Source organism: Azospirillum palustre (assembly GCF_002573965.1).
Taxonomy (GTDB): domain Bacteria; phylum Pseudomonadota; class Alphaproteobacteria; order Azospirillales; family Azospirillaceae; genus Azospirillum; species Azospirillum palustre.
Genome location: NZ_PDKW01000041.1, coordinates 919,111 through 945,379, shown reverse-complemented (window position 1 = coordinate 945,379; position 26,269 = coordinate 919,111). Strand labels below are relative to the sequence as shown.

General features: G+C 68.9%; 24 protein-coding genes. 5 read left to right on the top strand and 19 right to left on the bottom strand.

All coding sequences use genetic code 11. The features are described 5' to 3' along the window. The 6 genes from CRT60_RS17860 to CRT60_RS17835 all read right to left on the bottom strand — a co-directional run. On the bottom strand, positions 1-200 hold a 200-nt coding region (locus CRT60_RS17860; RefSeq protein WP_143273303.1), incomplete at its 3' end, for a hypothetical protein. 320 nt (positions 201-520) lie between these two features. Then, a complete protein-coding gene (gene arsB / locus CRT60_RS17855; protein WP_098737925.1) occupies positions 521-1,552 on the bottom strand; it encodes an ACR3 family arsenite efflux transporter in 1,032 nt (343 codons plus the stop codon). A gap of 69 nt (positions 1,553-1,621) precedes the next feature. Then, on the bottom strand, positions 1,622-2,125 hold the full coding sequence (locus CRT60_RS17850; protein ID WP_098737843.1) for an arsenate reductase ArsC: 504 nt from the start codon (positions 2,123-2,125) through the stop codon (positions 1,622-1,624). Positions 2,126-2,146: 21 nt separating this feature from the next. Continuing rightward, a complete protein-coding gene (locus tag CRT60_RS17845; RefSeq protein ID WP_098737842.1) occupies positions 2,147-2,521 on the bottom strand; it encodes an ArsR/SmtB family transcription factor in 375 nt (124 codons plus the stop codon). Positions 2,522-3,004: 483 nt separating this feature from the next. Then, complete coding sequence (locus CRT60_RS17840; protein ID WP_098737841.1) at positions 3,005-3,499, bottom strand: GNAT family N-acetyltransferase; 495 nt, start codon at positions 3,497-3,499, stop codon at positions 3,005-3,007. Between the two features lie 19 nt (positions 3,500-3,518). Beyond that, a complete protein-coding gene (locus CRT60_RS17835; protein ID WP_098737840.1) occupies positions 3,519-4,712 on the bottom strand; it encodes a PQQ-dependent sugar dehydrogenase in 1,194 nt (397 codons plus the stop codon). A gap of 211 nt (positions 4,713-4,923) precedes the next feature. On the opposite strand from CRT60_RS17835, the gene CRT60_RS17830 reads away from it, so the two are divergent. Both CRT60_RS17830 and CRT60_RS17825 read left to right on the top strand, forming a co-directional pair. Then, positions 4,924-5,958, top strand: a complete 1,035-nt coding sequence (locus CRT60_RS17830) for a sensor histidine kinase (protein WP_098737839.1) — start codon at positions 4,924-4,926, stop codon at positions 5,956-5,958. A 182-nt stretch (positions 5,959-6,140) separates the two neighbouring features. Beyond that, positions 6,141-7,214: an NAD(P)-dependent alcohol dehydrogenase gene (locus CRT60_RS17825; RefSeq protein ID WP_098737838.1), complete on the top strand. Its 1,074-nt coding sequence runs from the start codon at positions 6,141-6,143 to the stop codon at positions 7,212-7,214. A gap of 101 nt (positions 7,215-7,315) precedes the next feature. Here the strand turns inward: CRT60_RS17825 and CRT60_RS17820 are convergent, their stop codons facing one another. Further along, entirely contained in the window at positions 7,316-8,584 is a 1,269-nt protein-coding gene (locus tag CRT60_RS17820) for an ABC transporter substrate-binding protein (RefSeq protein WP_244592571.1), read from the bottom strand. A 278-nt stretch (positions 8,585-8,862) separates the two neighbouring features. On the opposite strand from CRT60_RS17820, the gene CRT60_RS17815 reads away from it, so the two are divergent. After that, positions 8,863-9,612, top strand: coding sequence for a response regulator (locus CRT60_RS17815; protein ID WP_098737837.1), 750 nt, complete (start codon positions 8,863-8,865; stop codon positions 9,610-9,612). After that, positions 9,602-11,062 carry an ATP-binding protein gene (locus tag CRT60_RS17810; protein ID WP_098737836.1) on the top strand — a complete coding sequence of 487 codons (1,461 nt, stop codon included), beginning with the start codon at positions 9,602-9,604 and terminating at the stop codon, positions 11,060-11,062. The genes CRT60_RS17815 and CRT60_RS17810 overlap by 11 nt, the downstream gene beginning before the upstream one ends. 77 nt (positions 11,063-11,139) lie before the next feature. On the opposite strand, the gene CRT60_RS17805 is transcribed toward CRT60_RS17810, so the two are convergent. The 7 genes from CRT60_RS17805 to CRT60_RS17775 all read right to left on the bottom strand — a co-directional run bounded on the left by CRT60_RS17805 (position 11,140) and on the right by CRT60_RS17775 (position 19,155). After that, positions 11,140-11,964: an aldo/keto reductase gene (locus tag CRT60_RS17805; protein WP_098737835.1), complete on the bottom strand. Its 825-nt coding sequence runs from the start codon at positions 11,962-11,964 to the stop codon at positions 11,140-11,142. A 139-nt stretch (positions 11,965-12,103) separates the two neighbouring features. Then, positions 12,104-14,389, bottom strand: coding sequence for a xanthine dehydrogenase family protein molybdopterin-binding subunit (locus tag CRT60_RS17800; protein ID WP_098737834.1), 2,286 nt, complete (start codon positions 14,387-14,389; stop codon positions 12,104-12,106). Beyond that, a complete protein-coding gene (locus tag CRT60_RS17795; RefSeq protein ID WP_098737833.1) occupies positions 14,386-15,375 on the bottom strand; it encodes an FAD binding domain-containing protein in 990 nt (329 codons plus the stop codon). Before CRT60_RS17795 ends, CRT60_RS17800 begins: the two co-directional genes overlap by 4 nt. Next, entirely contained in the window at positions 15,372-15,902 is a 531-nt protein-coding gene (locus tag CRT60_RS17790) for a 2Fe-2S iron-sulfur cluster-binding protein (RefSeq protein WP_098737923.1), read from the bottom strand. The genes CRT60_RS17795 and CRT60_RS17790 overlap by 4 nt, the downstream gene beginning before the upstream one ends. A gap of 293 nt (positions 15,903-16,195) precedes the next feature. Continuing rightward, positions 16,196-17,305 carry an ABC transporter ATP-binding protein gene (locus tag CRT60_RS17785; RefSeq protein WP_098737832.1) on the bottom strand — a complete coding sequence of 370 codons (1,110 nt, stop codon included), beginning with the start codon at positions 17,303-17,305 and terminating at the stop codon, positions 16,196-16,198. A gap of 7 nt (positions 17,306-17,312) precedes the next feature. Further along, positions 17,313-18,203: a carbohydrate ABC transporter permease gene (locus CRT60_RS17780; protein WP_098737831.1), complete on the bottom strand. Its 891-nt coding sequence runs from the start codon at positions 18,201-18,203 to the stop codon at positions 17,313-17,315. Beyond that, complete coding sequence (locus tag CRT60_RS17775) at positions 18,196-19,155, bottom strand: carbohydrate ABC transporter permease (protein WP_425290410.1); 960 nt, start codon at positions 19,153-19,155, stop codon at positions 18,196-18,198. The genes CRT60_RS17780 and CRT60_RS17775 overlap by 8 nt, the downstream gene beginning before the upstream one ends. Positions 19,156-19,500: 345 nt before the next feature. On the opposite strand from CRT60_RS17775, the gene CRT60_RS17770 reads away from it, so the two are divergent. Continuing rightward, positions 19,501-20,517: an oxidoreductase gene (locus tag CRT60_RS17770; RefSeq protein ID WP_098737830.1), complete on the top strand. Its 1,017-nt coding sequence runs from the start codon at positions 19,501-19,503 to the stop codon at positions 20,515-20,517. A 19-nt stretch (positions 20,518-20,536) separates the two neighbouring features. On the opposite strand, the gene CRT60_RS17765 is transcribed toward CRT60_RS17770, so the two are convergent. From CRT60_RS17765 to CRT60_RS17745, 5 genes are all read right to left on the bottom strand, one after another. After that, the gene (locus tag CRT60_RS17765) at positions 20,537-22,165 is read right to left on the bottom strand and encodes an ABC transporter permease (protein WP_244592569.1); all 1,629 of its coding nucleotides are present in this window, start codon (positions 22,163-22,165) and stop codon (positions 20,537-20,539) included. 262 nt (positions 22,166-22,427) lie between these two features. After that, positions 22,428-23,414: an ABC transporter substrate-binding protein gene (locus CRT60_RS17760; protein WP_098737828.1), complete on the bottom strand. Its 987-nt coding sequence runs from the start codon at positions 23,412-23,414 to the stop codon at positions 22,428-22,430. Positions 23,415-23,524: 110 nt separating this feature from the next. Next, complete coding sequence (locus tag CRT60_RS17755; protein ID WP_098737827.1) at positions 23,525-24,343, bottom strand: phosphodiesterase; 819 nt, start codon at positions 24,341-24,343, stop codon at positions 23,525-23,527. 40 nt (positions 24,344-24,383) lie between these two features. Continuing rightward, positions 24,384-25,433 (bottom strand): ABC transporter ATP-binding protein, encoded by a 1,050-nt coding sequence (locus tag CRT60_RS17750; RefSeq protein ID WP_098737826.1) that lies wholly within the window; start codon positions 25,431-25,433, stop codon positions 24,384-24,386. A 28-nt stretch (positions 25,434-25,461) separates the two neighbouring features. Further along, positions 25,462-26,265: an ABC transporter permease gene (locus CRT60_RS17745; RefSeq protein WP_098737825.1), complete on the bottom strand. Its 804-nt coding sequence runs from the start codon at positions 26,263-26,265 to the stop codon at positions 25,462-25,464. Between the last annotated feature and the right edge of the window lie 4 nt (positions 26,266-26,269).

The following is a 26,269-nucleotide window of genomic DNA, read 5'->3' as shown; positions in this document are numbered from 1 at the left end:
TTGTCTTCCATGACGCCCATGCCGGTCTCCGCCACCGCCATCTTGGCGAGCGGGATGCGGGCGTTGGCGGCGGCCAGCGCCGCGCTGCGGAAGATCAGGTCGACCGTCTCCTGCGGATAATCGGCAAAGCGCGCCTGCGCCGCCTTCACCCGCGCGATCAGGGCGTTCAGGTCGGATAGGGTTTTAACGGTCGTGACCATGATCGGGCGTCTCCCGTCGGGTGTCGCCAAAGGGCCGGTTTCCCGGCCCGGAACCCCCGAATCTCTCGGTTCCATGCGCTATGTAGGAAACCTACATCTCGCCCGACGGCGACGCAAGAGTGGTCCTACCACTTGCCGTGATAATTGATCTGGATCATGTCACGCCAAGCGGATAGAGGAATCCATTGGTAGGGAGTAGACCATTCCTCTGCATATCTCGGTATAAATCCGGGATAATCCAAATGTAGTTTCGCTACATAACGGCGGTGCGCCGGAGCCTCCTCAGTCATGCGCAGCAAAAGCCCATGAAAAGGCGGAGGTCACGCCCCCGCCTGTCCTTCGTACCAGGGCTTGGTTGCCTTGACGATGCGCACCACCGACAGCATCACCGGGACCTCGACCAGCACCCCGACCACGGTGGCGAGTGCCGCCCCGGAGCCGAGCCCGAACAGGCTGATGGCCGCCGCCACCGCCAGTTCGAAGAAGTTGGAGGCGCCGATCAGCGCCGCCGGCGCCGCCACGCACCACGCCACCCCGAATCGGCGCGACAGCCAATAGGCGAGGCCGGCATTGAAATAGACCTGGATCAGGATCGGCACCGCCAGCAGCAGGATCACCATCGGCTGCGCCAGGATCTGCTCGCCCTGGAAGCCGAACAGCAGCACCAGCGTGGTCAGCAGCGCCAGCAGCGACACCGGCTGGATGCGGCCGAGCACGCGCGTCAGCGCCGGCTCGCCGCCGGTCGCCAGCAGGCTGCGCCGCCACAGCTGGGCGACCACCACCGGGATGACGATGTAGAGCAGCACCGACAGCAGCAGCGTCCCCCACGGCACGGTGATCGACGCCACGCCCAGCAGCAGCCCGACCAGCGGCGCGAAGGCGAACACCATGATCAGGTCGTTCAGCGCCACCTGGCTCAGCGTGTAGTGCGGTTCGCCGTCGCACAGGTTGGACCACACGAACACCATGGCGGTGCAGGGGGCGGCGGCCAGCAGGATCAGCCCGGCGATGTAGGAGGAGATCTGCTCCTGCGGCAGCAGCGGCGCGAACAGATGGCCGATGAACAGCGTGCCGAGCAGCGCCATCGAGAAGGGCTTGACCGCCCAGTTGATGAACAGCGTCACGCCGATGCCGCGCCAATGCTCACGAACCTGCCCCAGCGCGCCGAGGTCGATCTTCAGCAGCATCGGCACGATCATCAGCCAGATCAGCAGGGCGACCGGCAGATTGACCTGGGCGACCTCGGCCGCGGCAATCGCCTGGAACAGGCCGGGCACCAGATGGCCGAGAGCGATGCCGGCGACGATGCACAGCGCCACCCAAAGGCTGAGATAGCGCTCGAAGGTCCCCATGGCGGGACGCGCCGCCGGGGCGGTTTGGATGTCAGCGCTCATGGATTTGGCCTTCCACCAACACACACGTCAGGATTCTGCCCGTGCCATCTCGTCCATCCGGCGTTTCAGCGCCATGCGGTCGAGCGACGCGATGGGCAGGCTGGCGAAGGATTGGATGCGGCGTTCGATCTGCCCGAACACCGTGGCGGTGAAGGCCGCCTTCTCGGCCTCGGTTCCTTCGGCGCCGGACGGGTCGGGAAAGCCCCAATGGGCGCTGATCGGCTGGCCCGGCCACACCGGGCAGACCTCGCCCGCGGCGTTGTCGCAGACGGTGACGATGAAATCCATGTGGGGCGCGCCGGGCAGGGCGAACTCGTCCCAGTTCTTGGAGCGCAGGTCCGCCGTCGGGAAGCCCAGCCGCTCCAGCAGGTCGCGGACGGTGGGGTTGATGCGCCCGGACGGCTGGCTGCCGGCGCTGAAGCCGCGGAAACGGCCCTTGCCCTCCCGGTTCAGCAGGCATTCCGCCATGACGCTGCGGGCGCTGTTGTGGGTACACAGGAACAACACGTTGTAGACGCGGTTCTCGGCCATTCTTCGCTCCGGTTTCGGGTCTCAGCAGCCGCAGCGCGGGCTTGCGGTCTTTTCGCCGTTGGCCGCTTCCGGCGTCGGCGCGCAGACCGGGATGCAGGCGCCGGCATTGGCCGACCGGCCGCAGCAGTTTTCCGACAGGAAGCCGACGATGCCGGTCATCCGCCCGAAATCCGCCGAATAGATCAGCGACCGGCTTTCCCGCCGCTGCAGGATCAGCCCGGCATTGGTCAGCGCCGACAGGTGGAAGGACAGGGTGGCCGGTGCCACCGCCAGCGCCTCCGCAATCGATCCGGCGGAGCGGCCCTCCGGCCCGGCTTCCACCAGCAGGCGGAAGATGTCCAACCGCGTTTCCTGTGCCAGCGCCGCCAGCCCGGCCAGGACATCCTTCTTTTCCATGCCGACACTCATAGATTCGATGATTCGACAATTATCGAAATGACAGCTGGGGCGCCGGCTGTCAACGATATTTCCATGAGTGTCGAAATGACCCGCCGTTGCCCGCTGCCCGATGCAGGGTGCCGGAAAAACCAAAGGCCTCCGCAGCGATGCCGGCGGAGGCCTTGGTGGAACGAACCCGTTCTATCTCGGGAGGTCAGAAGCCGATGATGCCCGTCATCCACAGCAGGATCACGATAATTCCGGGAACGCCCAGAAGCCAAAGCAGGATAGGCATGCGTTTCCTCCATATTCAGTTGATCAGGCTGTAAGAGCGCTGCTCTTCGATGCTGCTGAATGAACGGAGTGACTTGCCGATCTGTTCCCTCGATTTTCCCGTCGAGGCCACGGTTCGCGTAAAAATTTTATCGGTACCGCCGATGGAGTTGCCCGTGACTGCGTTGCAGCGACCGCTCTGCGGCGCCCCGGCCCTCACGCCCGCCCTCACGCCCGATTGAGGCGCGCCGCCGGGACCAGCCACTTCTCCATGGCGTAATTGTGGATCGGCACATCGCCGATCTTGAGGTCCCGGCGGGCCAGCAGGGTGAAGCCGCGGCGCAGCAGGAAGGGGCGGGCGGCCTCGCTCGCCTCCACATGCAGGCGGGGGTGGCCGAGCGCCAGGGCACGCGCCTCCAGCACGTCGACCAGAGCCGACATCACGCCCTGGCCGGCCGCCTCCGGCGCGCAATAGAGGAAGTTGATGTGGCCGTCGGTCTCGACGTCGCTGAAGGCCACCGGCCGGTCATCGCCGTCCACCGCGACCAGGGCGACGCGGCCGTCGCCATAGGCTTCCCGCACCCGCTCCACCGTCGGTGCCCGGGCAGCCCAGGCCTCCACCTGCTCGGCGCTGTAGAAGCGCGGGCCGATACCACGGACGGAGCGGGCATAAAGCTGCGCCAGGACGGGCGCGTCCGACGGCCGGTAATCCCTGATCCTCATCTGTCCTATCTTTCGGCGGTCATTTCGCCGGCGCCAGCCGCAAGACCGCGCCGTCGGCGGCATCGGTGATGACATAGAGGGCGTCGTCGGGACCCTGTGCCACATCGCGGATGCGCGCGTCGAGCGGAATGCGCTCGACCTCCCTCGCCCCCGTTCCATCGATGGCGACGCGCACCAGCCCCTTGGCGCTGAGGCCGCCGATCAGGGCGCTGCCCTGCCAGTCGCGGAACAGCCCGCCGGTGTAGAAGGCCATGCCCGACGGCGAGATCACCGGCGTCCAGTGGATCACCGCGTCGGTGAACTCCTTGCGGGTCGGCGGGTCGGGGATGTCGCGGCCGTCGTAATGCTTGCCCCAGCTGACCAGCGGCCAGCCGTAATTCCTGCCGGCTTCCGGCCGGTTCAGCTCGTCGCCGCCCATCGGACCCATCTCGGCGATCCACAGCGCTCCGCTGCGCGGGTCGATGGCCGCCGCCTCGATGTTGCGGTGGCCGTAGGACCAGACGGCACCGGCCGTCCCTCCCTCACCGGCGAACGGGTTGTCCTTCGGAGCCGAGCCGTCGCGGTTCAGCCGGACCACCTTGCCCAGCGTGTTGTCGCGGCTCTGCGCCGGATCGAACTTGTAGCGTTCGCCCAGCGTCAGGAAGATGTGGCCGTCGGGTGCGAAGGCGATACGGGTGCCGAAATGGTTGCCGCCGTCCACCTTGGGCGTCTGGCGGAAGATGACCTTGAACTCCTCGATGCCGCGGTCGCCCAGCGTGGCGCGCCCCAGCGCCGTGCCTGCGGTGCTCCCACCTCCGCTGCCATCCCCCGGCTCGGCATAGGCGAGGTAGATGACGCGGTTGCGGGCGAAATCGGGATCGACGGCCACGTCCATCAGCCCGCCCTGGCCCTGGTTGAAGACCTTGGGCGTGCCGGCCAGCGGGGAGGAGAGCGAGCCGTCGCGCGCCATGATGCGCAGCCGCCCCGGCTTTTCCGTCACCAGCGCCCGGCCGTCGGGCAGGAAATCGATGCCCCAGGGCCGCTCCAGCCCGTCGGCGACGCGGCTGACCGCCACCGGCCCGGCGCTGGTGCGGACGGTCTTCACCGTCTGGGCAGTGCCCGCCTGCGCCGGTCCTTGCCCCTGTTGCGCCTGCGCCGGGGCAAGCGGGACGGCGAGGGCGGCAATGAGAGCGGCAATCGGGGCGGTGTCCGACAGGGTCAGGGTGCTGCGCATCGCGATCCTCCGGTTTTTTCGGGATTGGCCTTGCAGATGGGGGTGCGGGGCCGGCGGCCAAGGCCGGCTCCCCCGAAAGACTCTGCCGCCTGGATGGCCGACCGGAGCCTGGACGCAATTCGTCACATGATTGTGTGCATACCCGGGTCATCCGATCTCGTATTTCGGCTGTTATCCGTTGCGTTGGATCGTTCGGAGCAGAGCACGGGGTATGGAAGATTTTTTGCGCCGGCTGTGGTCCAGCCTCCCACGCACCGCTTGGGCACAGTATGGGATCACGCTGCTGCTGATCGGGCTGACGGCGCTGGTGCGCTATGCGCTCGATCCGCTGCTGTTCAAATACCCGTTCCTGCTCTTCATCCCGACCATCTTCATCGTCGCCCTGCTGTTCGACCGCGGGTCGGGCTATCTGGCGGTTGCGCTGTCGGGTCTGTGTTCGGCCTGGCTCTTCATGAAGCCGGAGGGGATGCTGTGGGTCGCCGATCCGGGCGACCGTCTGGCCTTCCTCATCTATATGGCCCTCGGTTTCGGCATCGCCGGCGGCGCCCATGCCCTGCGCCGGGCGAACGAGCGGCTGCGCGAGTATTCGGACCGGCTGGCCGCCGCCAATGTGGAAAAGGATCTGATGCTGCACGAGATCCATCACCGGATCCGCAACGACCTGCAACAGATCTGCGCCCAGCTGACGCTCGCTGCCCACAAGGCGGGGGCGGGGCAGGACATCGTCAGCGGCACCATCGAGCGGATCGGCGTGCTGGCCCGAGTCTATGTCCGGCTGCGCCGGGTGGAAGGCGTCAACATCGTCAGTTCGAAGGATTTCCTGGAAAGCCTGGTGGAGGATATCCAGCTCGGCGTCGTCGGGGTGCAGGCGGTGGCGATCAGCGCCGAGGTGGACGATGCCGATCTCGACATGGGGGTCGCGGTGGCGGTCGGCACCATCGCCAACGAGCTGGTCACCAACGCGCTGAAATACGCCTTCCCCGATGGCCGGGCCGGCCGCATCGAGCTGAGCTTCCGCAGGGAGGCGACCGGGTGCGTGCTGTGCGTCTGCGACGACGGGGTCGGCATCCTGTCCGACCGGCCGCAGGGGACCGGGCTGGGCGGCCGGATCATCCAGCAGCTTGCCCTGCAACTGCGCGGCAGCCTCGACATCGAGCCGCGGCCGGAGCGCGGCGTGAAGGCGACCCTGCGCTTTTCCTGCTGCCAAGGGGCGGTACTGCCCAACGACGGCCCCGCCGGCTCCTGAAAAACGGGCTGCGACGGCATGGGGGAAGGGTGATTTTCCGCAGCCGGCCAATCTGCGTCAATGCGAGCCTCCCCCAGTCGTGCCAGACTGGCCGGCGTGAAGCACAGCGTCGGCCGCGGGCCGTTTGCCAAAGTCACGCCAAACAGCCCCCCGACCGGCGCCACCATAACTGGGAGGACGCCATGGTCATGATGAAAGCGGCGGTGTTCGTCGAACCGGGCCGCATCGTGCTGGACGACAAACCGATCCCCGACGTCGGGCCGCTCGACGCGCTGATCCGCATCACCACGACGACGATCTGCGGCACCGACATCCACATCCTGAAGGGCGAATATCCGGTTGCCCGCGGCCTGACCATCGGCCATGAGCCGGTCGGCATCGTCGAGAAGCTGGGCTCCGCCGTCACCGGCTACCGCGAAGGACAGCGGGTGATCGCCGGGGCCATCACCCCCAGCGGCCACAGCAACGCCTGCCTGTGCGGCTGCCATTCCCAGGATGGCGCCGGCACCCGGCATGGCTGGAAACCGCTGGGCGGCTGGCGCTTCGGCAACAGCATCGACGGCTCCCAGGCCGAATACCTGCTGGTCCCCGACGCGATGGTCAACCTCGCTCCCGTCCCCGACGGGCTGACGGACGAGGAGGTGCTGATGTGCCCCGACATCATGTCCACCGGCTTCGCCGGGGCGGAGCGCGGCAACATCCGCATCGGCGACACGGTTGCGGTCTTCGCGCAAGGCCCCATCGGCCTGTGCGCCACCGCGGGCGCCAGGCTGAAGGGCGCCACCACCATCATCGCCGTCGACACCGTGCCGGTGCGGCTGGAGATGGCGCGGCGGATGGGGGCCGACCATGCGGTCGATTTCCGCCAAGCCGACCCGGTGGAGGAGATCATGCGGCTGACCGACGGCCGCGGCGTCGATGTCGCCATCGAGGCGCTGGGCACCCAGGCGACCTTCGAGGCGGCGCTGCGCGTGCTGCGGCCGGGCGGCACGCTGTCCAGCCTCGGCGTCTATTCCAGCGACCTGCGCCTGCCGCTCGGGCCGTTTGCCGCCGGCCTCGGCGACCACACCATCGTCACCTCGCTCTGCCCCGGCGGCAAGGAGCGGATGCGCCGGCTGATGGGCGTCGTCGCCTCCGGCCGTGTCGACCTCAAGCCGCTGGTCACCCATCGCTTCCCGCTGGAGCGGATCGAGGAGGCCTACGACCTGTTCGGCCACCAGCGCGACGGCGTGCTGAAGGTCGCGATCACGCCGTAAGGGCGGACGAAAAAAAGGCCCCTCTCCCAGGATGGGAGGGGGCCTTCCAAGGTCACGCGCAACACCAGAGAAGGAGAGACGACACGCGAGGTACCAGAGGCTTACTTCGCCAGATCGACGGCTTCGGCCAGACGCTTCACCGCCTCCTGCGAGGTCATGGTGGAGTTGAAGTGGGCGGTCACCACGTCGAGGACGGCGCCGCGGACGGCGCCGGGGACCGCCATCTCATGCGCCATCGAGGGCACGGCGCTGTTGGTGTCGATGGCGGTCTTCAGGTCGTCCATCGACTTGACGGCGCATTCGTCGAAGCTATCGCGCGCCATGTCCTGGCGGGCGGGGATCGAGCCCTTCAGCACGTTGAATGTCTCCTGGAACTTCTTGCCCAGGATCAGCTTGGCCAGCAGCTTCTGGCCGGCGGCGCGGTCGGCGTTGGCCGAGCTGAACATGACGAAGCTGTCGGAATTGACGATATAGCCGAACTGGCCCGGCACATGGGCGCAGACGAAGTCCTTGCCCGCCACCTTGCCGGCGGCGGTCAGCTCGCCCTTTTCCCAGTCGCCCATGATCTGCATGGCGGCCTGTCCGTTCATCAGCAGCCCGGCGGCGAGGTTCCATTCGCGGCCGGGGAAGCCGTCATCGACATAGCCGCGCAGCTTGCGCATCTGGTCGAACACCTTGACCATGGTGTCGCTGGTCAGCGCCTTGGCGTCCAGCTCCACCAGCGCCTTGCGGTAGAAGTCGGGACCGCCGAGGCCGAGGGTGACGTCCTCGAACAGCGCGCCTTCCTGCCAGGGCTGGCCGCCATGGGCCAGCGGGATGATGCCGGCGGCCTTCAGCTTGTCGGCGGCGGCGTTGAACTCGTCCCAGGTCTTCGGGATGGCGACGCCGGCCTTCTCCATGACCTTCGGGTTGACCCACATCCAGTTGACGCGGTGGATGTTCACCGGCACCGCGTAGTAATGGCCCTTGTAGGTCACCACGTCGCGGATCTGCGGCGGCAGGATGGCGTCCCAGTTTTCCGCCTTGGCGACCTCGTCCAGCGTCGCCAGCTTGCCCTGCGCCGCCCAGTCCTTGATGTTCGGACCCTTCAGCTGCACGGCGTTCGGCGGGTCGCCGGCCAGCACGCGGGAGCGCAGCACGGTGCTGGCCGCGTCGCCGCCGCCGCCCGCCACCGGCGCATCGATCCACTTGCCGCCCGCCGCCTCGAAATCCTGGCGCAGCGCGCCGGCCGCCTTCGATTCGCCGCCGGACGTCCAGTAATGCAGAACCTCCACCGCCGGCTCGGCCTGGGCGGGGGCGGCCATGAGGGCGCCGGCCATGATGGTGGCGAGCGCGGTCATGCCGAGGATGGATTTGCTGACAGACGGCATTTTGGACATTTCCCCCTGTTCCCTATCTTCGTTCGATCTTCGAGTTGGCCTTGGCTGTCAGCCGTCCGGCCGTTGGAGGAACTCTATCCCGCGTGCAATTCGGCGCCCGGATTATTTGGTAACAACGCCTTATCACGGCCGCGCCGCTGTTACGCAACCGTTACAAAGCGGCCCGCGCGGCGCACTGTACCCGGACCGGCGCGGGAGGCTACACTCGGGCCCAACCAACAAGAAAGCTCCCCTCCGCGGGGCGGGGAACGGAAGAGGGAAGGGACGCCATGGAGCGCGCGCGCCATCTCCTGGTCGTGGACGACGATCCCGAGATCCGGGACATGCTGCATGATTTCCTGGTGAAGAGCGGCTTCCGCGTCTCCACCGCCGGCGACGGGCGTGAGATGGCGCGGGTGCTGGCGCAATGGCCGGTCGATCTCATCGTGCTCGATGTCATGCTGCCGGGGGAGGACGGGACCAGCCTGTGCCGCTCGCTGCGCGCCAAGTCGGAGACTCCCGTCATCATGCTGACCGCCATGGGCAGCGAGGTCGACCGCATCGTCGGGCTGGAGGTCGGCGCCGACGATTATCTGGTCAAGCCCTTCAGCGCGCGTGAACTGCTGGCCCGCATCCGCGCCATCCTGCGCCGCTGCGGCGGGCCGGAGCCGGTGCGCGAACGGCCGCGCGTGCTGGGCTTCGCCGGCTGGTCGCTCGACCAGGGGCGGCGGGAGCTGCGCACCCCGGACCGGGTGGTGGTGCATCTCAGCCAGGGCGAATATGCCCTGCTCGGCACGCTGCTGGAGCGCGCCCCCCAGGTGGTGGAGCGCACCGAACTGCTGGAGAAGCACCGCGGCGACACTTCGATCCCCTTCGACCGCAGCATCGACATCCAGATCAGCCGCCTGCGCCGCAAGCTGGAGGAGGGGCCGGGCGGTTCCGGGCTGATCAAGACGGTGCGCGGCATCGGCTACCAGTTCACCGCGACGGTGGTGGACCAGGGCGAAGCCGCCTCTTCCGGACTGAGCCGTGGCGCTTGAGCGCCTGCTGCCGGCCCGCCTGCGTGCCGCCCGGCTGCGCCACCGCATCCTGGCGGCGATGGTGGCGCTGCTGGTGCTGACCCATGGCGGGGCGCTGGTCGGCATGCAGCTGGTCGACGACCGCGCGCGGGAGCTGCTGACCGCCCACCGGCTGGGACCGGCGATGGCGGCGGCGGTGGAGGCGGCCGACCGCGCGCTGCTGGATGGGATCGCCGCCGGGCCGGCGCTGGCGCTGAGCGGGCTGCCCGACCTGTCGGTGTCCTGGCAGGGGCCCGGCACGCCGGCCGTGCCCGCCGGCTGGGTGATGGAAGGGGTGGCCGACGCGCCGCGCCCGGTGTTCGTCGCCGTCCAGCGCGCCCTGCTGTCCGTCCATTCCGCCCGCGCCCAGACGCTGGCGGAATCCCTGTCCCTGGTGGCGGAGGACACGGCGGCCCAGCTGCGCGACGCCCGCGTCTATGTCCAGCTTGCCGGCGGCGGCTGGCTGGAGTTCGCCAGCCAGCGCTTCTGGCGGCCACGGACCACGCCGTTCGAGATGGTGCTGGCCGGTCTGGCGGCCGTCGGTCTGGCGTTGGGGCTGCTGCTCTGGCTGCCCGGCCGGCTGGTCCGCCCGCTGGAATCGCTGGCCGAGCAGGCGACCCGCCCGCACGACCGCCTGCATCCCCGTCCCCTGCCGGAGGACGGGCCGGAGGAGGTCGCCTCGCTCGCCCGCGCCTTCAACCAGGCGCGCAACGCGCTGCGCGACCTGATGGAGGGCCGCACCCATCTGCTGGCGGCGATCAGCCACGACCTGCGCACCCCGGCGACGCGGCTGCGGCTGCGCGCCGAATATGTCGATGACGACGCGCTGCGCGCCAAGATGATGGCCGACATCGACGAGATGGCGGCGATGGTCACCGCGACGCTGGAGTTCCTCGGCGACGACGTTCTGCGCGAGGAGGTGGAGGTGGTCGCCTTCGCCAGCCTGCTGCAGAGCCTGTGCGACGACTATGCCGACACCGGCTCCCCGGTGACCTACCACGAGCCGCCGCCGCTCCAGTTCGCCGCCGTCCGCACCATCTTCGGCGGCGGTGTGGAGCGCAGCGACCGTTTCGAGCAGGCCCGCCAGCTTCGCCTTGCCGGCCGCCCGTCCAGCCTTCGCCGCGCCTTCGCCAACCTGATCGACAACGCCATCAAGTACGGCGAGCGCGCCACCGTCTCCGTCGATGCCGACGCCGTCGAGATCGTCGTCGATGTCTGCGACGAGGGACCGGGCATCCCGGAGGCGGAGATCGCCAACGTCTTCAAGCCCTTCGTCCGGCTGGAAGGCTCCCGCAACCGCAAGACAGGCGGCAGCGGGCTCGGCCTGTCCATCGTGAAGTCGATCGTCGAGGCCCACCAGGGCCGCATCGAACTGAGCAACCGCGCCAGCGGCGGCTTGCGGGTGCGGGTGACCTTGCCACGGATGTTGTGAGGGGATGGTTCGGCGATCCGGGATAATCCCCCTCTCCCCGGGGGGGAGAGGGGATCAAGCGCCAGACGGGCGGGCGCTCACTTGTCCCAAGCCGGCGCCAGCCCCGCCGGGCTGACGATCCGCCCATCCGGCCGCGCCAGCGTCGCAATCGCCGCCATGTCGCCGTCATCCAGCGCGAAGTCGAACAGCGCGAAATTCTCCGGCACCCGGTCCGGCTTGGCGGTCTTGGACAGCACGATGTGGCCCAGCTGGATCAGCCAGCGCAGCGTCACCTGGGCCGCCGTCTTGCCGTACTTGGCGCCGATCCGCTGCAACTCCGCATCGCGCGGCACCTTGCCGTCGGCCATGGCGTAATAGGCGGTGATCGCCACGCCCAGCTCCCGGGCCGCCGTCGCCATCGCGCTCTGGTCGAGATAGGGGTGGACCTCGATCTGGTTGGTGACGATGGGGGCCTGGCTGCGCTCGACCGACTCTCGCAACTGGGCGATGTTCTGGTTGCTGACGCCGATGAAACGGGTCTTGCCGGCGGCCTGCACCGCGTTCAGCATCTCGATCTGGTCGGCGATGGCGACCTGATCGGCCGGCCAGTGCAACAGCAGCAGATCGACCTTGTCGATTTTCAGCTTCTCCAGGCTCTCATCCACCGACGCGGCGAACAGGTCGGGCTTGTATTTGTCGACCCAGACCTTGGTGGTCAGGAACAGCTCGTCGCGGCGGGCGCCTGCCGCTTGCAGGGCACGGCCGAGGGCGGCCTCGTTGCGGTAGATCTGCGCGGTGTCGAAATGGCGGAAACCGGCTTCGAGCGCCGCCGGCACCACCCGCTCGACCTCCTCGTCCGACATGCGGAAAACACCGAAGCCCAGCGCGGGGATTTCGGCGCCATTCGCCTTCACGGTCTGCATCCTGTTCTCTCTCCTGGTCGGCGCAATGGCGCCTTCTCGTTTCTCGGATGGAGACATAGGGCGGGAGAAGCCGTCCGCAAACCGCCTCTCCCGCCCAATCACCTGTGAACCGAATTCCCAAATCGGCCCATTCGAAGCGTCACATCAGCTTGTCGAGCGTGATCGGCAGGTCGCGGATGCGCTTGCCGGTGGCGTTGTAGACAGCGTTGGCGACGGCGGCGCCGACGCCAGTGATGCCGATCTCGCCAATGCCGCGGGCACCCATCGGCGCCTGCGGGTCGGGGATGTCGGTGTAGAGGATTTCGATGGCGGGAACGTCCATCTGCACCGGCACGTGATAGTCGGCGAGCGAGGCATTCACGATGCGGCCGGTGCGCGGGTCGAAGTTGGTCTCCTCGGTCAGCGCCAGCCCGATCCCCATGATGATGCCGCCCTTGAACTGGCTGGTCGCCGTCTTGGCGTTCAGGATGCGGCCGGCGTCGAAGGAGCCGAGGAAGTGCGAGACGCGGACCTCGCCGGTGATCTCGCTGACCCGGACCTCGCAGAACTGCGCGCCGTAGGAATGCATCGAGAAGGCTTCCATCTCCGCTGGCGGCGGGGCTTCGGCCTCGCAGACCAGTTCGCCGCGTCCCGACCGGCGCAGGATCGACAGGTAGCTTTCGAAGCGCGCGGCATCCTCGCGGTGGCCGATGCCGCCGTCCCGCGTCTCGACATCGGCCAGCGACAGGCCGGCCAGCGGCGAATCGTTGCCGGCGAGCTTCAGCAGCTCCTCGACGAAAACCTCCGTCGCGGCGATGACGGCGCCGCCGATGGAGGCGGTCTGGGTCGAGCCGCCGGCGATCACCCCGCGCGGCAGGGTCGTGTCGCCATACTCGAAACTGACCTGGGCAAGCGGCACGCCGAGCCGGGCGGCGATGTGCTGGACCTGCGCCGTCGCCGTGCCCATGCCCATGTCGTGCACCGCGGTCGAGACGGTGACCTGCCCGCCGGCCGTCAGCCTGATCCGCGCCGCACCGCCGGGGAAGCGGTGGTAGGGGTAGGTCGCAGTCGCGCAGCCCATGCCGATCAGCCACTCGCCGTCCCGTCGCTGGCGCGGTGTCGGATTGCGGCGCTCCCAGCCGAACCGTTCAGCGCCCTTCTCATAGGCCGCGATCAGGTGGCGGGAGGAAAAGGGCTTGCCGCTGGTCGGATCCGTCTCCGGCTCGATGCGCCGCCGCAGCTCGATGGGGTCGAGGCCGAGCTTTTCAGCCAGCTCGTCGATGGCGCATTCCAGCGCGAAGGTGCCGACGGATTCGCCGGGCGCCCGCATGAAGGTGTTCGCCAGCATGTCCATGTCGGCGACCTCCTGAGCCAGCCGGACGGACTTGGCGGCATAGAGGTGGCGGGCCGGGAAGGTGAACTGTTCCGGACAGGAGTTGTGTTCGGTCATCGCCGCGATGCCGGTGTGGATCAGCGCGTCGAGCCTGCCGTCGGTGCCGGCGCCCAGCGCCACCCGCTGCTCCGTCAGAGTCCGGCCGCCGACGATGCGGAAAACCCCCTCGCGCGACAGCATGATGCGCACCGGCCTACCGGCGAGCTTCGCGGCGGCGCAGGCGAGGATCTGGTGGTCCCACAGGCACTTGCCGCCGAAGCCGCCGCCGACATAGGGGGAGGAGACGCGGACCTTGTCCGCCTCCAGCCCGAAGATGTCGGCCAGCTGCCCGGCGGTCAGGTCGAGCAACTGGCTGGCGTCATGCACCCGCAGCTCGTCACCGCTCCAGGCGACGGTGGCGGCGTGCAGTTCGATGGCGTTGTGGTTGTGGCGCGGCGTCCGGTAAATCTGATCGAGCTGCACCGCCGCACCCTTCAGCGCCGCCTCGGCATCGCCGATCTCGACCACCGGCGGCTGGCCCAGGATATTGTCCAGCTGGCGCGGCGTCTTCCTGGCCTCGTCGAACGAGGTCACCGCCGGCAGCGGCGCATAGTCGGCCGTCACCAGCGAGGCGGCATGGTCGGCCTGTTCCTGGGTTTCGGCGAGGACGACGGCGATGGGCTGGCCGTTCCAGTGGATTTCGTCATTCTGCATGACCGGCAGGTCGCTCGCCCCGGCGGCGGTCGGCGACGACATCATCAGCGACGGCGCCTTCATCCGCGGCGCGTTGCGATGGGTCATCACCAGCACGACGCCGGGTGCCGCCTCCGCCGCCGTGGTGTCGAGCGCCGTGATCCGCCCGCGCGCGATGGTGCTGAAGGCGAGTGCGGCGTAGCAGAGCCCCTCATAGGGGAACTCGGCGGCGAACTGCACCTTGCCCTGGACCTTCAGCGGCCCTTCGATGCGCGAAACCGGCTGGCCCAGCGCTCCGTGTTTCTGGAGCATCGGATCTTGCGTGACCGCCGGCTGCCAGCGGCCGGGCCGGGAAGCGGCGGCGTCGGAGTGCGCGCTCATGCCTCGTCTCCTGTCAGGTCGCCGAGGACGGCGACGATGGTCCGTTTCGCCAGCTCGATCTTGAAGCCGTTGTCGCGAAGCCCGGTCGCGGCGGCGAGTTCCGCCTCCGCGGCGGCGCGGAAGCTCTCCGGATTGGCCGGCCGGCACTTCAGCGCCGCTTCCGCCGCCGAGGCCCGCCACGGCTTGTGGGCGACACCGCCGAGCGCCAGCCGCACGTCGCGCACCGTCCCGTCATCGGCGAGATCGAGGGCGGCGGCGACCGACACCAGCGCGAAGGCGTAGCTGGCGCGGTCGCGCACCTTGCGGTAGGTCGAGCGGCGGGCGAAGGGCAGGGGCGGGAGTTCGACCGCGGCGATCAGCTCGCCCGGCTGCAACTCCGTCTCGATGTCCGGCCGGTCGCCGGGCAGCCGGTGCAGGTCGGCAATCGCGATGCTGCGCGTCCCGTCCGGGCCGTCCAGATGCACCGTCGCGTCCAGCGCGGCGAGCGCCACGCACATGTCGGACGGGTGGGTGGCGACGCAGGCCGGCGATGCGCCGAGGATGGCGTGGTAGCGGTTGAAGCCGTCGCGCGCGTCGCAGCCGGCCCCCGGCTGGCGTTTGTTGCAGGCCGCAGCGGTGTCGTAGAAATAGCGGCAGCGCGTGCGTTGCAGGATGTTGCCGCCGACCGTCGCCATGTTGCGGATCTGGGCGCTGGCCCCGGCCAGGATCGCGCGGGCCAGCAGCGGATACTGCGTGCGGACATGCGCATCTGCGGCCAGCGCGGTGTTGGTCGCCGCCGCCCCGATCAGCAGGCCGCCGTCGGCGCGCGGCTCGATGCCGCTCGGCAGGCCGGTCACGTCGACCAGCATCTCCGGCCGCTCGACCGTCTCGCGCATCAGGTCGACCAGATTGGTGCCGCCGCCGAGGTAGCGCGCCGCGGCGTTGCCCTTGGCCATTCCGATGGCGGCGGACGCGTCGGACGCCCGTTCGTAGGTGAAGGGGTTCATGCCGGTGCCCTCTCCTGGGATGAGGCAGGCATCTTGTCCAGCGTTTCCGAGATGGCCTCGATGATGCCGTTGTAGGCGCCGCACCGGCAGAGGTTGCCGCTCATGCGTTCGCGCAGCTCCCGATCGTCGATGGCGACGCTGGCCGCCGACAGGTCGGCGGTGACGACGCTCGGGATGTTGCGCTCGATCTCGCGCGCCATGCCGACGGCGGAACAGAGCTGGCCGGGCGTGCAGTAGCCGCACTGGAAGCCGTCATGCTCGACGAAGGCCTGCTGCAACGGATGCAGGGCGCCGTCGCTGCTCAGCCCTTCGACGGTGGTGACGTTGCGGCCCTGGTACTGCACCGCCAGCGCGAGGCAGGAATTGATGCGTTCGCCGTCGACCAGCACGGTGCAGGCGCCGCAGGCGCCCTGGTCGCATCCCTTCTTGGTGCCGGTGAAACCCAGACTGTTGCGGAGGAGGTCGAGCAGCGAGCTGCGGATGTCCGCCTCGACCTCGACGCTTTGCCCATTGATGGTGAAGTTCATCAGCGCATTCCCCATGTCGGAACGGGTCCTGCCCGACGGCAGACCACGGCCGGCCCCCCGCCTTGCGGACGGATCGAGCCGGCCTGTTAACCGTCAACGACGCTGGAAATCACGCGGGTCAGGGAAAAATCTCCCTCTCCCCCCCGGGGAGAGGGTCGGGGTGAGGGGGATGCATAGCGTGGATTTTCACAGACGGGCCGGGGGGAAGCGATTCTTGAAGATCCTCGCAACGCGACCCCCTCACCCTAACCCTCTCCCCAGGGGGGAGAGGGGATTATCGGTGCTCTCTTCGCTCAAATCCGCTGTTCGGTCTTCGGGTCGAACAGGTTCGCCCGCGCCATGTCGATCATGAAGTCGGCGCTCTCGCCCTCCGCCACCCGGTCGCTCGGCTTGATGCGGGCGACCACCTCATGGCCGTTCAGCTCGACATAGGTGATGGTGTCGGCCCCGGTCGGCTCCAGCACATTGACGCCGCAGGCGACCTTCACCAGCGCCGGGTTGCCGGCGGCAATCGCCGGGTCGTAGCAGGTGATGGCCTCCGGACGGATGCCCAGGATCACCTCCTGGCCCAGCCAGTGGCCGGCCTGCTCCGGCGCCTGGAACAGCGGCAGGAAGCCGCTGCGCTCGCGCCCGATGCTGACGCCCAGCCGGTCGCCCTCCGCCGACAGCGTGCCGCGCACGAAGTTCATGGTGGGGGAGCCGATGAAGCTCGCCACATACATGTTGGCCGGCCGCTCATAGACCTCCTGCGGCGGGGCGAACTGCTGGACGACGCCCTCCTTCATGATGGCGATGCGGCTGGCCAGCGTCATCGCCTCGATCTGGTCGTGGGTGACGTAGACCACGGTGGTGCCGAGCCGCTGGTGCAGCTTCTTGATCTCGGTGCGCATGTCGACGCGCAGCTTGGCGTCCAGATTGGACAGCGGCTCGTCGAACAGGAACACCTTGGGGTCGCGGACCAGGGCGCGGCCCATGGCGACGCGCTGGCGCTGGCCGCCCGACAGCTGCGCCGGCTTGCGGTCGAGCAGATGCTCGATCTGCAACAGCTTGGCGACGCGGCGGACGGCGCCCTCGCGTTCCGGCTTCGACTGGCCGCGCATCTCCAGCGAGAAGCCGATGTTCCGCGCCACCGTCATGTTGGGGTAGAGCGCGTAGGACTGGAACACCATGGCGATGTCGCGGTCCTTGGGATGGACCTCGTTGACGACGCGCTGGTCGATGCGGATCTCGCCGGCGCTGATCGTCTCCAGGCCGGCGATCATGTTGAGCAGGGTGGATTTCCCGCAGCCGGAGGGCCCGAGCAGGACGAGGAATTCGCCGTCCGTCAGGTCCAGGTCGATGCCCTTCAGGACCTCGACGCTGCCATACTGCTTGCGGACATTGTTGATGCTGAGAGTCGCCATCGGAAGATCACCCCTTGACGGAGCCGGCGGTCAGACCGCGGATGAAGTATTTCCCGGCGAGCACATAGACGACGAGGGTGGGCAGGCCGGCGATCATCGCCGCCGCCATGTCGACATTGTACTGCTTCACGCCGGTGGTGGTGTTGACGAGGTTGTTCAGCGCGACCGTCACCGGCTGCGCGCCGCCCGCCGCGAAGGACGCCCCGAACAGGAAGTCGTTCCAGATCTGGGTGAACTGCCAGATGATCGTCACCACCAGGATCGGCAGCGACAGCGGCAGCATGATCTTGGTGAAGATCTGGAAGAAACCGGCGCCGTCGATGGTCGCGGCCTTCACCAGATCGTCGGGGATGCTGACATAGTAATTGCGGAAGAACAGAGTGGTGAAGGCGAGCCCGTACACCACATGGACCAGGATCAGCCCGCCAGCGCTGCCGGCCAGCCCGAGGAAGCCCAGCGTCTGCGCCATCGGCAGCAGGATCACCTGCGACGGCAGGAAGCTGCCGAACAGGATCATGCCGAAGACGATGTTGGCGCCGCGGAACCGCCATTTGGTCAGGGCATAGCCGTTCAGCGCCCCGAACAGGGTGGAGATGACGACGGCCGGCCCGACGATGACGAGGGAGTTGAGGAAATAGGGGGCCATGCCGCGGCAGTCGGCGCCGATGCAGGCGCGGTTCCAGGCATAGCTCCAGGCATCCAGGCTGAAATCGCGCGGCAGCGACAAGAGCGACCCGGTGCGGATTTCCTCCGGGCTCTTGAAGGAGGTGGCGATCATCAGCAGCAGCGGCAGCAGGTAATAGGCCGCGAACAGCAGGAGGATCAAATACAGGCCCCAGCGGGCGATGCGGGCGCCGGTGCCCTGCGCCGGCGGCAGGGCGGAGGTCAGGCTAGACACGCTTGCCTCCCTTCAGTTCGGAATAGAGGTAGGGCACGATGATCGCCACCACGGTCGCCAGCATCATCAGCGCGCTGGCCGAGCCGATGGCGATCTGGTTGCGGCGGAAGGTCATCTCGTACATGAAGGTCGCCGGCAGGTCGGACGCATAGCCCGGACCGCCGCCGGTCAGCGCCACCACGAGGTCGTAGCTCTTGACCGCGAGGTGGGCGAGGATGACGAAGGCGCTCATGAACACCGGCCGGACCGACGGCAGGACGATGCCCCAATAGATGCGCGGCAGGCTGGCGCCGTCGAGATAGGCGGCCTTGATGATCTCCTGATCGACGCCGCGCAGGGCCGCCAGGAACAGCGCCATCACGAAGCCGGAGCTTTGCCAGACCGCGGCGATCACCAGCGTGTAGACGGCGGTGTCCTGCTGGACGATCCAGTCGAAGGTGAAGCCGGGAAAGCCGAGGTCGCGGACGAACTGCTGGATGCCTATGCCGGGGTTGAGGATCCATTTCCAGGCGGTGCCGGTGACGATGAAGCTGAGCGCCATCGGGTAGAGATAGATGGTGCGCAACGCCCCTTCGCCGCGGATGCGCTGGTCGAGCAGCACCGCCAGCAGGATGCCGACGATCAGGCTGATGCCGATGAACAGCCCGCCGAAGATCAGCAGATTCTCGATGGCGACGTACCAGCGCTCGATCCGCCACAGCTTGGAGAAGGCGTCGGCGCCGACCAGCTCGTAGGACGGCAGCATCTTGGAGTTGGTGAAGCTGATATAGACCGTCCAGACGATGAAGCCGTAGACGAACAGCAGGATCGCCGCGAAGGACGGGGCGACCACCAGCTTCGACAGATGCCGCTGCGCCAGGGCGCGCAGCCCGCCCGACTTGGGCGGGGCGGCGCTGCCGGGGGCGGTCTCTTCTCCGGCTGCCGGCCGGTAGGATGGGGTCTGCAAGGTCATGGTGCGAGCCTCATCGGCTTTCGGGCCGGCTTTCGGGCCGGCTTTCGGGCCGGCCTCGCACACGGATGCAGGTCGCGCATGTCGGTTCCCTCCCGTGACGCGGTGCTGTTGGACCGTGGCAAGACGGTCGTTCGCTTGGCGGTCACTGTACGCTGCCGATGATGGGCGGGGCGGACAATTTGGTAACGCGGCGCTTTCCCGGCGCCCGTGTTGTTACGTGGCTGTTACACAGAGCCCCGCCCGCCGGGCCGGGACGATGCCATGCCGGTGCGGGCGCTGTTGCGCCGGGGCCGGGCGGTCGCCATGGTCTGTCGGGTAAGCCGTTTGCGAAGAGGACACGAGACGATGAAGAGCCTGTCGGTCGGTCTGCTGGGGTTCGGCCTTGCCGGGTCGGTGTTCCACGCCCCGCTGATCCAGAGCGAACCGCGCCTGCGCCTGACGGCGGTCGCCAGCTCGCGCATCGACGACATCCGCCGCGCTGCACCAGGGGCGGAGGCGACGACGGCCGAGGCGGTGATCGCCGATCCCGCCATCGACCTCGTGGTGATCGCCACCCCCAACACCAGCCATGCCCCGCTGGCCCGCGAGGCCTTGCTGGCCGGCAAGCATGTGGTGATCGACAAGCCGATGGCGACCAGCGCGGCGGAGGCCGGCGAATTGATCGAGCTGGCCGAACGGCAGGGGCGGCTGCTAACCGTCTTCCACAACCGGCGCTGGGACAACGACTTCCTGACCCTGCGCGCCTGCCTGGAGGCGGGCGAGATCGGCCGTCCCTATCACTACGAGGCGCATTACGACCGCTTCCGCCCGCAGATCAAGCAGGGCTGGCGCGAACGGACGCTGGCCGGCTCGGGCGTGCTGTTCGATTTGGGCGCGCACCTGATCGATCAGGCGCTGACCCTGTTCGGCATGCCCGACCGCATCCTCGCCGATGTCGGCGCCCAGCGGCCGGACGCTGAGGTCGACGACTGGTTCCACATCGTGCTCGGCTATGGGCCGATGCGGGCGATCCTGCATTGCGGAACGGTGGTCTGTCGGCCGGGACCGCGCTTCCAGCTTCATGGCGACGGCGGCAGCTTCCTCAAGCACGGCATCGACGGGCAGGAGGCGGCGCTGCGCGAAGGCCGGATGCCGACCGAGGCGGATTGGGGCCGCGACGATCCCGAGAATCACGCCCTGCTGGTCCGGGCCGACGGGACGGAACGCCGGGTGGAGACGCTGCGCGGCGATTACCCCGCCTTCTACCGCGGCGTCGCGGCGGCCATCCTCGACGGCGCTCCGCCGCCGGTGACCGCCGAACAGGCGCGCGACGTGCTGAGCGTGCTGGAGGCGGTGCGCAAGGCGGCGGGACTGCCGGCCTGACGGAACCTCTCCCCGCCCCTCAACTTCGCCAGGGCACCACGCCCGGCGGCAGGCGGCGGCCGAACCTGCCGGCGGCGAGCATCGCGGCCAGCACCACCAGGATGGCGATGACGCCCAGCGCGGCGCCCAGCGTCGGGCTGCCGCCTTCCTCCAGCGCATAGACGACGATGCCCAGCGTTTCGCGCCCCTGCGACCACAGCAGGATGGAGACGGTCAGCTCGTTGAAAGCGGTCAGGAAGACCAGCAGCCCGCCGGCCGCCGCCGCCGGGGCGACCAGCGGCGCCACCACCGTGACCAGCCGCCGCAGCGGCCCGGCGCCCAGCGCGCGGGCGGCCTCTTCCACCGTCGGGTCGAGCGCGGCGCAGGCCGCCTGCACCGGCCGCAGGGCCAGCGGCAGGAAGCGGACCAGATAGGCCGCCAGGATGATCCACAGCGTGCCGTACAGGCTGACGCCCAGCCCCGGCAGCGGTTTCAGGAACAGCAGGATGCAGCCGATGCCCAGCACCACCCCCGGCACGGCATGGGGCAGCTCCACCAGCACGCCGACCGCCCGCGCGATCCGCCCGCTGCCGCCGGACAGCGCCATCGCATGGGCCAGCGGCACCGCCAGCAATGCCAGCAGCGCCGCCGCCGATCCCGACAGCAGCAGCGAATTGGCGAAGGCCCGCCCGACCTGATCGAGCGCCAGCACCTCGCGGTAATGGGCCAGCGTCAGCGTATTGAGGCCGATCGGCAGCCCATAGACGCTGACGAGGCTGGTCGCCAGCAGCGCCGTCAACGGTGCCGCGACCAGCAGCGCCAGCACGCTCCAGGCGAGCCACTCCACCGGCGCGCGGGCAGCCCCGAGCGGCAGCTCGGCCAGCGGCCTTGCGCCGCCGGGCAGGCGGCTGGCGATGCGTGCCTGGAGGATGGTCTGGAGGGCGATGCCCAAGCAGGCGACGATGCCGATCAGCGCCGCCAGCACCGCCACCTCCGGCAGGGCGGACGGCCCGAAGCCGGCCAGCCGCCGGTAGATCAACGTCGGCAGCATCGGAATACCTGCCGGCACGCCGAGCAGCGCCGGCACCCCGAAATTCCCCAGCGCGGCGACGAAGGCCATGGCGAGCCCGGCGACCAGCCCCGGCAGGCAGAGCGGCAGCACCACGCCGCGCACCGCCCGCCATGGCCCGGCACCCGACGCCCGCGCCGCCTCCAGCACGTCGCCGGGGATGGCGCGCAAGGCCGCGCGCAGGGCGAGGAAGACCAGCGGCGCATGCTCGATCCCCATGACCAGCATCATGCCGGCGGACGACTGCACCGGGTTCGCCGTGCCGACCGGGGGAGCCAGCCCCAGCGGCTTCAGGATCGGGCTCCCGGAGCCTGCGAGGTGGGTCCAGGCCATCGCCACGATCTGCGGCGGGATCATCAGCGGCAGGATCAGGGCGAAGCTCATCGCCGTGCGGGCGCGCAGGTTGGTCAGTCCGATCAGCAGCGCGAACGGCCCGCCGATCAGCGCCGCCGCCAGCGTCGCGCCGGCAGCGATGGCGATGCTGTTGGTGGTGGCTCGCCATGTCATGGGAGAGTTCAGCACGCGGGTCAGCACCGCAGCGTCGCCGGCCTCCCACAGCAGGCGCAGCACCGGCAGCAACACCAGCAGCCCGACGAGCATGAAAAAGCCCTCTCCCGCCCCGGGAGAGGGAGGGGACCCGCGCCAAAGGCGTGGGGAGGGTGAGGGGTGATCCAAGGAACCGGAAGCGCAGGGTTCCTTGCGCGACCCCTCACCCTTCCCATGCTGCGCATGGGCCCCGCAGTCGTTCGCAAGTCTCACGACAGCGCTCCGCCTACGATCACCTTCGGTGCTCGTCCAGCCTGCGGCCGTCGGCTACACGCCCTCTCCCGGGGCGGGAGAGGGATATTTCGCATCAACCCACTCACCCGCCGAACAGGTCGGCGAAGGCGCGCTTGTTGGCCTCGTCATCGGCCAGCGCCTTGGCGGGGTCGTAGGGCAGCAGCGTGATGCCGGCCGGGTCGGGGAAGCCCGGCGGCGGGTTCACCCCCGGCAGCGCCGGCAGGAAGCCCTGGGCCGAGGCCAGCTCCTGCCCCTCGCGGCTCAGCAGGAAGTCGATGAAGGCCTTCGCCGCCACCGGGTTCTTCGCGGTGCTGAGGATCGCCACCGGCTCGCTGACCGCGCTGACGCCCTCCTTGGGGAAGACGAAGGCGACGGGCGCGCCCTTCAGATGCTCGCGGATCGGCAGGTAATCGACGATCATGCCGTAGAGCTTCGCCCCGCCGGCCACATCCTTCAGGATGCCGCCATTGCCCTTGGCGGCAGTGGTGCCGTTGCGCTGCAACGCCTCATAGTACGCCATGCCCAGCGCCGGCTGCGCCTTGATCGACGCCATGTGGATGGCGGCGGCGCCGGAATAGAGCGGGCTCGGCATCACCGTGGTGCCCTTGGCCTCCGGTTTCAGCAGATCCTGCCAGGAGGTCGGCTTCATCGCTGCGGCGGTGTTGTAGACGATGCCGGTGGTGATCAGCTTGGTGCCGAACCAATAGCCCTGCGCATCGTGCGTGCCGGGGCGGAAGCCGGCGACCGGAGCGCCCTCATAGGCTTGCAGCCGCTTTTCCGCCTTCAGCGCTTCCATCGTCACCGCGTCGGCGATCAGCAGCAGGTCCGGCTGCGGCGCCCCGGCGGTGAACTCGGCGCGCAGCTTGTTCATCAGCTCGGTGGTGCCGTTGCGGATCCACTCCACCTCGACGCCGGGGTTCTTCGCCTTGAAGGCCTCCACCGTCTGACGGGCGTCCGGCTCCAGCTGCGAGGTGTAGAGCACCAGCTTGCCGGTGGCGCCGTCGGCCAGTGCCGCCTGTCCGAACGAGAGGGTCAGCACGGTGGCGAGGGTGGCGAGGAACGCCTTCATCTCTGTCGTCTCCGTTGGATCGGGAGCCTTGTCTTACGCGATACCGATGACAGGCGCGTGACAATGGACGGAAAGGCCCAGATCGATCAATAGGGGCTGGCCAATAGGGGCTAGTCGATCAGCTTTCCGTCCTTGAAGAAGGGATAGGGGCCGTCATAGGCGCCGACCATTGCCGTGTGGCTGACCACCCCGGTGTCGGCGCGCCACATGTGGATCTGATAGCCCGGCGGCTCCATCACGAAGGCCGACGGCGCGTCGTCGCGCAGGTCGAGCGCCACCTGATGCGCGGTGGAGGGCGCGGTCGAGGCGATGGTGCCGGCCCAGCGCACCTGGATCGGCCGGTGCAGATGGCCGCACAGCACCCGCTCCACCTGAGGATGGCGGCGCACCACCGCGGCCATGTCCGCCGCCCCGCTCAGCCCCAGCCGGTCCATATGGCCGATGCCGGTGTCGAAGGGCGGGTGGTGCTGGAAGATGATGGTCGGCCGCTCCGGCTGTTCGGCCAGCCGGGCGTCGAGCCAGCCGAGCCGCTCGGCGCAGACCTCGCCGGCGCCGGATCCCGGCAGGACGGTGTCCATGGCGATCAGCCGCACCGGCCATTCCTCCACCGTGTAGTGGAAGAAGGGGCTGCCGCCGACCCGCGCCGCCAGACCGGGAAAGGCCTTGGCCAGCCCGGCGCGCTCGTCATGGTTGCCGGGCACCGCGAACAGCGGGATGTCGAGCGGCCGCAGCAGGCCGAGCAGCCGGTCATACTCCTCCGCATCGCCGGCATCGACGAGGTCGCCGGTGGCGAGGATGACGTCGGGGCGCGGGGTCAGCGCCAGGATGGCGGCGACGGCGCGCTCCAGGAACGGGGCGGTGTCGACGCGCCGGTAGGCGAGGCGGCCGGGCGGCTTGATGTGGGTGTCGGTGATCTGGACGATGATCATGGATTGGCTCTCTGGAGCTTTGAGTGTTCGTTCGGGAGCGTTACGGAACCGCCAGCACGCGCGCCGGATCGACGCGCAGCCACACCCGGTCGCCGCGTCCCAGTTCGCTGCGCCCGGCGGCGTCCACCGTCAGCGCCGGCCCGTCCGCCGGCTCCACCACCAGCCGGGTGCGGTCGCCCAGGAACACCGCGGCGGCGACGGTGCCGCCCAGATGCCCGTCGGCCTCGCCGGCCAGCGCCAGATCCTCCGGCCGGACCAGCAGCTCCACGGCACCCTCCGGCCCGCTCCAGGGCAGCGTCGCCGACCCGATGGACAGCGTGCCGCCGCGTGACATCCCGCCCAGCCGGTTCATCGTGCCGATGAAGTCGGCGACGAAGCCGTCCGCCGGCTGGTAATAGATCTCGCGCGGCGTGCCGACCTGCGCCACCCGGCCCTTGGCCATCACGACGATGCGGTCGCCCAGCGCCATCGCCTCGCCCTGGTCGTGGGTGACGTAGACCGCGGTGATGCCGAGCCCGCGCAGCAGCCGGTCGATCTCCAGCCGCAGACTGTCGCGCAGCTTGGCGTCGAGCGCCGTCAGTGGCTCGTCCAGCAGAAGCACGCGCGGCCGCACCACCAGGGCGCGGGCCAGCGCCACCCGCTGCCGCTGCCCGCCCGACAGCTGGTCGATCCGCCGCCCGGCGAACTCGCCGAGATGCATCAGATCCAGCATCTCCTCCACCCGGCGCCCGCGGTCGGCGCGGGCAACCTTGCGCACCTTCAGCCCGTAGGCGACATTCTCCGCCACCGTCATGTTGGGGAACAGGGCATAGCTCTGGAACACCATACCGACATTGCGCCGCTCGATTGGAAGGGCGGTGACATCCTCCTCGCCGAACAGCACGCGGCCGCCCGGATCGGGGCTTTCCAGCCCGGCGATGATGCGCAGTGTCGTGGTCTTGCCGCAGCCGCTCGGCCCCAGGAAGACGATGGTCTCGCCGCCGTGGATGGTCAGGTCCAGCGGCTCCAGCGCGCGGGCGCCGCCGGCGAAGGTCTTGCCGCAGCGCTCCAGGCGGATCGGCACGGCGTCGAGGTGGAAGCTGTTCTGCATCACGCTGTCTGGCATTGTGGAGAAGACCTCAAACGGACGGACGGCCGCGCCTGGACAGACCCTGCATCAGGATCAGGCTCGGCACAATCATCAGGAAGAAGACGAGGGTGTAGGCGCTGCCGATCTCGATCCGCAGCGAGGCATAGCTGTCGGCCAGCCCGACCGGCAGCGTCTTGGTCAGCGGCGTGTGCAGCAGCCAGGTCAGGTTGAATTCCCCCACCGACAGGGTCAGCACCATCAGCGACCCGGCCAGGATGCCGGATCGGCAGTTGGGCAGCACCACCGTGGCGAAGCGGCGCAGGAAGCCGGCGCCCAGGCTGGCCGCCCCCTCCTCCAGCGTCGTCAGGTCGATGGAGCCCATCACCGCCAGCACGGCGCGCACCATGAAGGGCAGGGTGAACAGCACATGGCCGATCAGGATGAACAGCCAGCTGCTGCGCAGATCGCCGACGCTGCCATAGGTCACGATCAGCGCCAGCGCGGTGGCGAGGCCGGGGATGGCGACCGGCATCATCAGCAGCTCTTCCACCAGCCGGGCGATCCGGCCGGGGCGCCGAGCCAGCGCATAGGCCGCCGGAACGCCCAGGACCAGCGTGCAGGCCAGACAGGCGACGGCGATCTGCAGGGACAGCAGGATGGTACCGGAATAAACCCGCAGAACCTCCTCGACCCAGCGCAGGGTCAGGCCGCTCTTCAAGCCGACGAAATAGTTGGCGGTCAGCCCCGCCAGCATCGACATCGCCATCGGCACGGTCAACAGGGCACAGACCAGCAGGGTGAAGCCCAGTTGCAGCCAGAATCCCCAGCCACGGCGGTTGGAAAGACTGTGCATCGCC

Bases quoted from the DNA above. Each gene is read 5' to 3' on its own strand.
- arsB (WP_098737925.1), bottom strand. From the start codon at position 1,552: ATGGGGACCTTCGAGCGCTATCTCAGCCTTTGGGTGGCGCTGTGCATC.
- CRT60_RS17850 (WP_098737843.1), bottom strand. From the start codon at position 2,125: ATGGCCGAGAACCGCGTCTACAACGTGTTGTTCCTGTGTACCCACAAC.
- CRT60_RS17845 (WP_098737842.1), bottom strand. From the start codon at position 2,521: ATGGAAAAGAAGGATGTCCTGGCCGGGCTGGCGGCGCTGGCACAGGAA.
- CRT60_RS17840 (WP_098737841.1), bottom strand. From the start codon at position 3,499: ATGAGGATCAGGGATTACCGGCCGTCGGACGCGCCCGTCCTGGCGCAG.
- CRT60_RS17835 (WP_098737840.1), bottom strand. From the start codon at position 4,712: ATGCGCAGCACCCTGACCCTGTCGGACACCGCCCCGATTGCCGCTCTC.
- CRT60_RS17830 (WP_098737839.1), top strand. From the start codon at position 4,924: ATGGAAGATTTTTTGCGCCGGCTGTGGTCCAGCCTCCCACGCACCGCT.
- CRT60_RS17825 (WP_098737838.1), top strand. From the start codon at position 6,141: ATGGTCATGATGAAAGCGGCGGTGTTCGTCGAACCGGGCCGCATCGTG.
- CRT60_RS17820 (WP_244592571.1), bottom strand. From the start codon at position 8,584: ATGCCGTCTGTCAGCAAATCCATCCTCGGCATGACCGCGCTCGCCACC.
- CRT60_RS17815 (WP_098737837.1), top strand. From the start codon at position 8,863: ATGGAGCGCGCGCGCCATCTCCTGGTCGTGGACGACGATCCCGAGATC.
- CRT60_RS17805 (WP_098737835.1), bottom strand. From the start codon at position 11,964: ATGCAGACCGTGAAGGCGAATGGCGCCGAAATCCCCGCGCTGGGCTTC.
- CRT60_RS17800 (WP_098737834.1), bottom strand. From the start codon at position 14,389: ATGAGCGCGCACTCCGACGCCGCCGCTTCCCGGCCCGGCCGCTGGCAG.
- CRT60_RS17795 (WP_098737833.1), bottom strand. From the start codon at position 15,375: ATGAACCCCTTCACCTACGAACGGGCGTCCGACGCGTCCGCCGCCATC.
- CRT60_RS17790 (WP_098737923.1), bottom strand. From the start codon at position 15,902: ATGAACTTCACCATCAATGGGCAAAGCGTCGAGGTCGAGGCGGACATC.
- CRT60_RS17785 (WP_098737832.1), bottom strand. From the start codon at position 17,305: ATGGCGACTCTCAGCATCAACAATGTCCGCAAGCAGTATGGCAGCGTC.
- CRT60_RS17775 (WP_425290410.1), bottom strand. From the start codon at position 19,155: ATGACCTTGCAGACCCCATCCTACCGGCCGGCAGCCGGAGAAGAGACC.
- CRT60_RS17770 (WP_098737830.1), top strand. From the start codon at position 19,501: ATGAAGAGCCTGTCGGTCGGTCTGCTGGGGTTCGGCCTTGCCGGGTCG.
- CRT60_RS17765 (WP_244592569.1), bottom strand. From the start codon at position 22,165: ATGCTCGTCGGGCTGCTGGTGTTGCTGCCGGTGCTGCGCCTGCTGTGG.
- CRT60_RS17760 (WP_098737828.1), bottom strand. From the start codon at position 23,414: ATGAAGGCGTTCCTCGCCACCCTCGCCACCGTGCTGACCCTCTCGTTC.
- CRT60_RS17755 (WP_098737827.1), bottom strand. From the start codon at position 24,343: ATGATCATCGTCCAGATCACCGACACCCACATCAAGCCGCCCGGCCGC.
- CRT60_RS17750 (WP_098737826.1), bottom strand. From the start codon at position 25,433: ATGCAGAACAGCTTCCACCTCGACGCCGTGCCGATCCGCCTGGAGCGC.
- CRT60_RS17745 (WP_098737825.1), bottom strand. From the start codon at position 26,265: ATGCACAGTCTTTCCAACCGCCGTGGCTGGGGATTCTGGCTGCAACTG.